This is a genomic window from Pseudomonadota bacterium, assembly GCA_030860485.1.
Taxonomy (GTDB): Bacteria; Pseudomonadota; Gammaproteobacteria; order JACCXJ01; family JACCXJ01; genus JACCXJ01.
Map to the genome: position 1 here is coordinate 1 of JALZID010000273.1, position 6,613 is coordinate 6,613.

At 58.9% G+C, this 6,613-nt stretch carries 7 protein-coding genes; 5 read left to right on the forward strand and 2 right to left on the reverse strand.

Annotated elements, in window-relative coordinates:
- The first annotated feature begins 176 nt into the window (after nt 1-176).
- The 5 genes from rpmH to mnmE all read left to right on the forward strand — a co-directional run bounded on the left by rpmH (nt 177) and on the right by mnmE (nt 3,999).
- A complete protein-coding gene (gene rpmH, locus M3461_16700; protein ID MDQ3775866.1) occupies nt 177-311 on the forward strand; it encodes a 50S ribosomal protein L34 in 135 nt (44 codons plus the stop codon).
- Between the two features lie 89 nt (nt 312-400).
- On the forward strand, nt 401-685 hold the full coding sequence (gene rnpA / locus M3461_16705) for a ribonuclease P protein component (GenBank protein ID MDQ3775867.1): 285 nt from the start codon (nt 401-403) through the stop codon (nt 683-685).
- A 66-nt stretch (nt 686-751) separates the two neighbouring features.
- Nucleotides 752-976, forward strand: a complete 225-nt coding sequence (gene yidD / locus M3461_16710; GenBank protein ID MDQ3775868.1) for a membrane protein insertion efficiency factor YidD — start codon at nt 752-754, stop codon at nt 974-976.
- Nucleotides 976-2,625 carry a membrane protein insertase YidC gene (gene yidC / locus M3461_16715; protein MDQ3775869.1) on the forward strand — a complete coding sequence of 550 codons (1,650 nt, stop codon included), beginning with the start codon at nt 976-978 and terminating at the stop codon, nt 2,623-2,625. The genes yidD and yidC overlap by 1 nt, the downstream gene beginning before the upstream one ends.
- Before the next feature lie 24 nt (nt 2,626-2,649).
- Nucleotides 2,650-3,999 carry a tRNA uridine-5-carboxymethylaminomethyl(34) synthesis GTPase MnmE gene (mnmE, locus tag M3461_16720; protein ID MDQ3775870.1) on the forward strand — a complete coding sequence of 450 codons (1,350 nt, stop codon included), beginning with the start codon at nt 2,650-2,652 and terminating at the stop codon, nt 3,997-3,999.
- 168 nt (nt 4,000-4,167) lie between these two features.
- Here the strand turns inward: mnmE and M3461_16725 are convergent, their stop codons facing one another.
- The gene (locus M3461_16725) at nt 4,168-5,316 is read right to left on the reverse strand and encodes a hypothetical protein (protein MDQ3775871.1); all 1,149 of its coding nucleotides are present in this window, start codon (nt 5,314-5,316) and stop codon (nt 4,168-4,170) included.
- Between the two features lie 10 nt (nt 5,317-5,326).
- A partial coding sequence (locus tag M3461_16730) for a hypothetical protein (GenBank protein MDQ3775872.1) occupies nt 5,327-6,613 on the reverse strand: 1,287 nt, incomplete at its 5' end.

The following is a 6,613-nucleotide window of genomic DNA, read 5'->3' on the forward strand; positions in this document are numbered from 1 at the left end:
TCGGCACCCCGGCGCTGCCTACCCGAGGGTCTGCGGGACCACGAGTGTAACCCCTGGTTCCCTCATTCACCAGCCTCCCTCTCACCAGAAACCCTGGGTCAAATTGACAAGGGCTGGTCCAGCGTGGATCATGGCGCCAAGCCTCGAACCGGTGGCCGTGAGCGACGAGCACGCCTATGAAAAGGACCTATCAACCGAGCACGATCAAGCGCAAGCGCCGGTGTGGTTTTCGCGCGCGCATGGCGACCAAGGCGGGGCAGAGGATCTTGAGGGCGAGGCGCGCCAAGGGCCGCAAGCGCTTGAGCGTCTGAGGGGGACACGCGACGAGCCGGGCGCCACTTTCCCACGCGCCTGTCGGCTCAGGACAAAAGCGGATTTCGGGGCGGTTTTCCGATCGTCGATCCACCACTCGGATAAGCAGGTACGGGTGCTGGCGCTCCGCAACGGGTTGAGAAGGGCGCGGCTCGGGCTCTCTCTTCCGCGCCGCGAGATCCGCCACGCGGTCGATAGAAACCGGCTGAAACGGCTGGCGCGGGAGAGTTTCCGTCATTGGAAGACTCCCTTGAGCGGATGGGATATCGTCGTCATCGCCCGTCGCTCCGCCGGTCAGTCGAGCAATGCACGATTCCTGATTTCGCTGGAGAGATCGTGGCGCGGCCTCGGTGCCATATCCGCGTCGCGGTGATCCTGCTTTGTGACGGCCCTTGTAATAGCCCTTTGCGATCGCCTTTTGTGATCGCTCCTTGTGATTATGATCCCCCTCGCGTCCGTCATTCAATGGTACAACCGCTACCTGAGCCCGCTCCTGGGTCGCCGCTGCCGTTTCGTCCCCAGTTGTTCGCAATACACCGCCGAAGCGCTCCGGACGCATGGCTTGGGCCGGGGGCTCTTGCTCGGCATTCGGCGTATCGCTTCCTGTCACCCGTGGAACCCGGGCGGGTACGATCCCGTTCCAGGTCGTGAGGATGATCGTTGATGGATAATATCAGGCTCATACTGCTGACCGCCCTGTGCCTTGTGGTCTTGCTGATCTGGCAAGCCTGGCAGAAAGACTACGGGACAGCGAAAGCCCCCACCGCTTCGACACAACCCTCCCCTGACGGTCCCGACAAAGAGCGCTCCGATGTGCCCGCCGCACCCACGCCGGCTGCCACGCCACCGGGTACCACGGATGCGCCCCTGTCCGATCCGGCCCAGTTGATCCATGTCCGCACGGACGTGCTCGATGTCGTCATCAACAAGCAAGGGGCGGTCATGGAGCAGGCCAAGCTACCTACCTATCCGGTGGCGGCCGATAGCCCGAACCAACCCTTCGTGCTCCTGCAGAATACCCCCGAACGCTATTTCGTCGCTCAGGGCGGGTTTCGCAGCAACCAACCGGCCCCGGATCACCACGCGCTGTACGAGGCGGAGGCGAGCGAGTATGCGCTGAGAGAAGGCGAGGATCAGCTCGAGGTCACCTTACAGTGGCGTTCTCCGGAGGGTCCGCAAGTCAGCAAGGTATTCACCTTCCGCCGTGGCACCTTCCTGGTCCATCTCCGTTACGAGATCAAGAACGAAGGCACGGAACCCTGGTCCGGGCGGATGTATTCGCAGCTTCAAAGAAACACCGCCACGGAGAGCGGCGGCATGATTTACACCTATACCGGTGTTGCCGTCTCAAGCCCCGAGAAGCGCTACGAAAAGATCGATTACGACGATTTGGTGGAGGTTCCGATCGACAGAGACATCGCTGGCGCCTGGGCGGCTATCCTTCAGCACTATTTTCTGGCCGCCCTGATACCGGATCCCAAGACCCCCTACCATTATTATTCGCTAGTCCCCAAGGACAGCGATCGCTATGTGGTCGGGATGCTGGGACCGGAGTTACAGGTGCCGACCGGGGGCGAAGCCGTCACCGGTATCGACCTCTATGTCGGGCCCAAGCTCCAACACGTCCTGGAAGGGCTGGCGCCCGGATTGGAGCTGACCGTCGACTATGGTGTCCTATGGTTCTTCGGGAAACCGATCTTCTGGTTATTGGAGAAGCTGCATCGCTTGACCGGGAACTGGGGTTGGGCCATCGTCTTGGTCACGGTCCTCGTCAAACTGTTGTTCTACCACCTCTCGGCCATGAGCTATCGATCCATGGCCAAGATGAAGAAGCTCACCCCGCGCATGACCGCCCTCCGCGAACGCTACGGGGACGATAAGATGGCCATGAATCAGGCCCTCATGGAGATGTACAAGGAAGAGAAGGTGAACCCCTTCGGTGGCTGTCTCCCTATCCTCGTGCAGATCCCGGTGTTCATCGCCTTGTACTGGGTGCTGCTCGAGAGCGTCGAGTTGCGCCAGGCGAGCTGGTTCTGGATCAAGGACCTCTCGACTCCGGACCCTTATTTCGTGCTGCCCCTCCTTATGGGCGCGACCATGGTGATCCAGTACAAGCTCAACCCGACGCCTACCGATCCGATCCAACAACGCATCATGCAGACCTTGCCGGTGGTGTTCTGCGTCTTTTTCGCCTTCTTCCCCGCCGGACTGGTCCTGTACTGGCTGGCCAACAACGTCCTGTCCATTGCCCAACAATGGATGATCAACCGCCAGTATGGTGAAAGCCCTGCGCCGGCCGGCGCCCGATCCTGAGCCCCACGGCGCGCGTGTGCGCCTATGCGCGCTGACCTCGACACCATTGTGGCCGTGGCAACCCCGGCAGGGCGTGGTGCCATTGGCGTCGTCAGGGTCTCCGGCTCCCTGGTCCGGAGCATCGCGAGGCGGATCACGGGCGGCACGTTGACCCCGCGGCGGATCAGCCACCGTGTCTTTCGCGATGATGGCGGTCAACCCCTGGACCAGGGGCTCGCGTTTTTCTTGGAGGGCCCTCATTCCTTCACCGGCGAGGATATCCTGGAGCTACAGGGTCACGGCAGCCCGATCGTCATGGGTCTCCTCCTGGATCGCGTCTGCGCCCTCGGCGCTCGGCTGGCCAGGCCCGGCGAGTTCTCCGAACGGGCGTTCCTGAACGGCAAGATCGATCTGGCTCAGGCCGAAGCCGTGGCGGACCTGATCGGTAGCCTCACCACGCGAGCGGCCCAGGGCGCACTCCACGCACTGCAGGGGGAATTCTCGCTGCGGGTGCGGCAGGTGTTGGAGGCCCTCATCGGGCTTCGTGCGCGGATCGAGGGAGCCCTGGACTTCTCCGAAGAAGACGTGGCGAGCTTCGGTAGCGGGGCCTTGGAGGATACGCTGTCCGAGATCTTGACAGGGATAGAGCGTCTCATGGCCGATGCCCACCGGGGTCAGGTCTTGAGGGACGGGGCGCGGGTCGCCATCGCCGGCCGCCCCAACGTCGGGAAATCCAGCCTCTTGAATCGGCTGGCGCGCCGCGAGTGCGCGATAGTGACCGAGTATCCCGGCACGACGCGCGATGCCATCCATGTCCAGCTCGACATAGACGGCCTCGCGGTAGAGCTTTTCGATACCGCCGGGATGCGCGAGACCGAAGACCCCATCGAACAGGAAGGGATCCGTCGGACCGAAGCGGTGGTGCAGGGCGCCGATCACGTCTTGTGGATGAGCGATGCTGCGGACTCGACAGAGGATCCGGGGACGGCAGCGAGGGCACTCGGGGAGGTTTGCCGGGTGACCGAGGTCCACAACAAGATCGACCTCGTGGGGAGGGCGCCCTGTCTCGAGCACGGTCCGGCATACCCGCACGTCTACCTGTCCGCCAAGACCGGTGCCGGGCTGCCCCTCCTGGAGCGCCACCTTCGGGAGGCCGCGGGGCTCTGCGATGTCGGAACAGGAGGTTTCAGTGCACGGCGGCGCCACGTCGGGGCCCTCGGCCGGGCACGCGACGCCCTGCGAGACGCCCGTGACGCCGCCGAAGCCTGCGCCGGGGAAGAGATTATCGCCGAGCATCTACGCATGGCTCAGCGCGATCTCTCCGAGATCACGGGCGAGTTCACCAGCGAGGAGCTCCTCGGTGAGATCTTTTCCACGTTTTGTATCGGCAAATAGCCTGGACAACCGATTCACGGAGATTTCGGCAAGAGGAGGCCCGACCGATGATCGGTTCGGGACCGACATAAGCGCCAAGGCGAACGGCTGGCGCGACGACGAGACGCACCGGCGGTCGACCCCGGAGGAGCTTGAAGCGCGGACGGAGGGCGAACAGATGTAATTTCTTTATTCAACAACCGGTTCAATCTCTTTTAAGGTCACAGCAAGTGTTTCTTTGATTTGCTCACTGTGGAATGGCTTATTCTGGAGCAAGTCCTTATGTAATCTTTCTAGAGACACGCTGTCGCGTATTTGTCTAAACCACCTTTCCACAAGCGGGGTCGCTTCGCGAGGGGCTTGTTTGGCCCATTCAAGCAGGGCCTCGGTAGCTTCGGGTCTACCCATGGCAGCCAAGGCGTCGCCGCTGGCTATGAATACGACATCCTTTAGATCAGCATGTGTTAATTCCTTGGCTAAAATCGGCACTACCTCCGGATTTCGGATCTTTCTCAGCGCCCGCAAAGCGGCAAGTGCAGGTAAGTTCTTGCCTTTTTCTACCTCCGTTACCGTCGGATGGCTGTTGGCCACCGCCCTCAGCAGCAATGTGGCGCCGCGTTCGGACCCCGCGTTCGCAATGCCTGTTGCCACAGTTAGGAGTAACTCCCAGTCACCTGGCCGCTGATTCCAAATGTCTTCCAAGACGGGTGATAATTCAGGATGGAAACGCGCATCCCAGCGATTATTGGTCATCTTGAGAATGCTCTCCAAAAGCAGCCTTTGTAAGGCAGACGCTTGGCTACTCACGGCCTCGTTCAATACAACTTTCAATGCCTCTGAGGTAGCCGTCTCAGTAAGCAAATCAACAACCCACCTTTTCTGGTCTATCGATAGTGAAGATTCTCTCAATACCTCGGCGATACTGGGATAAATCTCTTCATTTCCAGCTTGACGCAGCTCATGGGCCAAGGCATAGGTGGCCATTTCTAGCTGAGTCACTTGGTGGTTGTTCAATAGCTGCTGCCAATAGCTCCACAGAGAGTCGGCGGGTTGTTCCACCAGCTGGTCAAAATGCTGTTGACGCGCCTTCACACTATTGAACGCGGCAGAGGGTTGACCACCTCGGCGCGCGGGCGTTTCTCGTTCATCGCCCCGATCTGCGGGAGAGTGTGGTTTTAATCCTTCTAAAACAGGATCAAAGGCAGGGCCATAAGGGGAACCTGTTTGCGGAGGTGATAAAGGCGAGACGGACGCTGGCGGAGCTTCTTCCGCAAGGTAAAGCCACACCATCGTCGCGAATAGGCTGGCGATACCAAGCAGGAACCCCAACTTTTTCACTCGCAGGCCCTTATTGGCCGGTCCACCACGAACCTATCATGGCAGCAAGCACTGCGGAGATATGCGCTTCCTGTTCCGTTTCTTGGGTATGTATTATTCCGCTATCCACCTGAAGGCGATGAAGCTTTGTAGGCTCACCGGAAAAACCTGGAAGGCTGAAATATCGTTGGGTTGCCACCGGGAGGACACCATCGCCCGAGTATTGGCTAGGCGGATTGTCACCCAGCATAAACCTTTCGGCCTCACTTGACACCTGGTCGCAAATACCGTCTCCAAAAACAGAATATTCGTCGAATACGGGGATGTCTGTCTTTAGGATCCCCAGATCGAGTCCGCTGTACACGATCTGACCGTATTGGATAGCGGCGGGAAGTAGGGGAATACCTCGGTTTAATTTATCGATCGCGGGGGAATCATCGGCTAAATCCGATATAGTGGGCCGACGTACATCAAGCGGGGTAGGATTCTCTATACGAATTAGACCAACTCTGCACCTCCTCTTGCCTCTCAAAAAGTCGACCACCTTCCAATCAGCCTGACAGCAAGTCTCTCGGGGATGAGCCTCTAAGTACTTGTAAATACGGCCAAGCCGACTTCCTCTGTGCGGAGCCCCTGTGGTCAACAAACCGACCACGCTCGCCTTTGCCGGAAAGCCGGCTTGTTGTTGCAGGAAAGCGCGCGCTGCCAGGCCACCGCGGCTGTGGGCAACCAATACAGTCTCAGCATTGCCATGCCTGTCCAAAATACCGCCTACCGCACGCCTCACTTCTCGACGTAGATCCCTAAAGCTCGAGAAGTCTCCTGAGGAAGAAGAGGTTGCTTTTATCCCCTCTAGCCCAACCCGGCCCGAGCTCAAATCAAAGCTCCCAAATCTTACCCGATAACACAGCACGCCTTGTGGATTAGGGGTGGAGTTATCTGTGAGAACCCCATTTGCGATGATGGCACAGCTATTGTTAAACCTAAGTGCGACAAAGTCGTTCCAGGTATCAGGGCTGGAATTCATCCCGTGGAGTAGGAGCAATACTTTGGCTGATTCCTGCGCTGTCGCTGCCTGTGTACCGATGATAAATACCAAAGCTAATAGTCCCACTACTCTTACTGAGAGGCCCGTATTCTTGACTTGTAGAGTGTTCATGATCGCACGGATCCAATTAAAACTGATGTATGAGGGGGCAAGTTTCAGCGTTAGTTGAACACTTGTTTGACATCGACGTGACAAAGTTTCAGCGTTAATTGAACGCTCATGGCTTCCCCTGAAATGGTTTGTTGGGACGAAGGTAAGGTACCTCGCGAA

Excerpts from the sequence above, each read along its gene's own strand:
- mnmE (MDQ3775870.1), top strand. The coding sequence starts at position 2,650 with ATGCGCGCTGACCTCGACACCATTGTGGCCGTGGCAACCCCGGCAGGG.
- yidC (MDQ3775869.1), top strand. The coding sequence starts at position 976 with ATGGATAATATCAGGCTCATACTGCTGACCGCCCTGTGCCTTGTGGTC.
- rpmH (MDQ3775866.1), top strand. The coding sequence starts at position 177 with ATGAAAAGGACCTATCAACCGAGCACGATCAAGCGCAAGCGCCGGTGT.
- yidD (MDQ3775868.1), top strand. The coding sequence starts at position 752 with ATGATCCCCCTCGCGTCCGTCATTCAATGGTACAACCGCTACCTGAGC.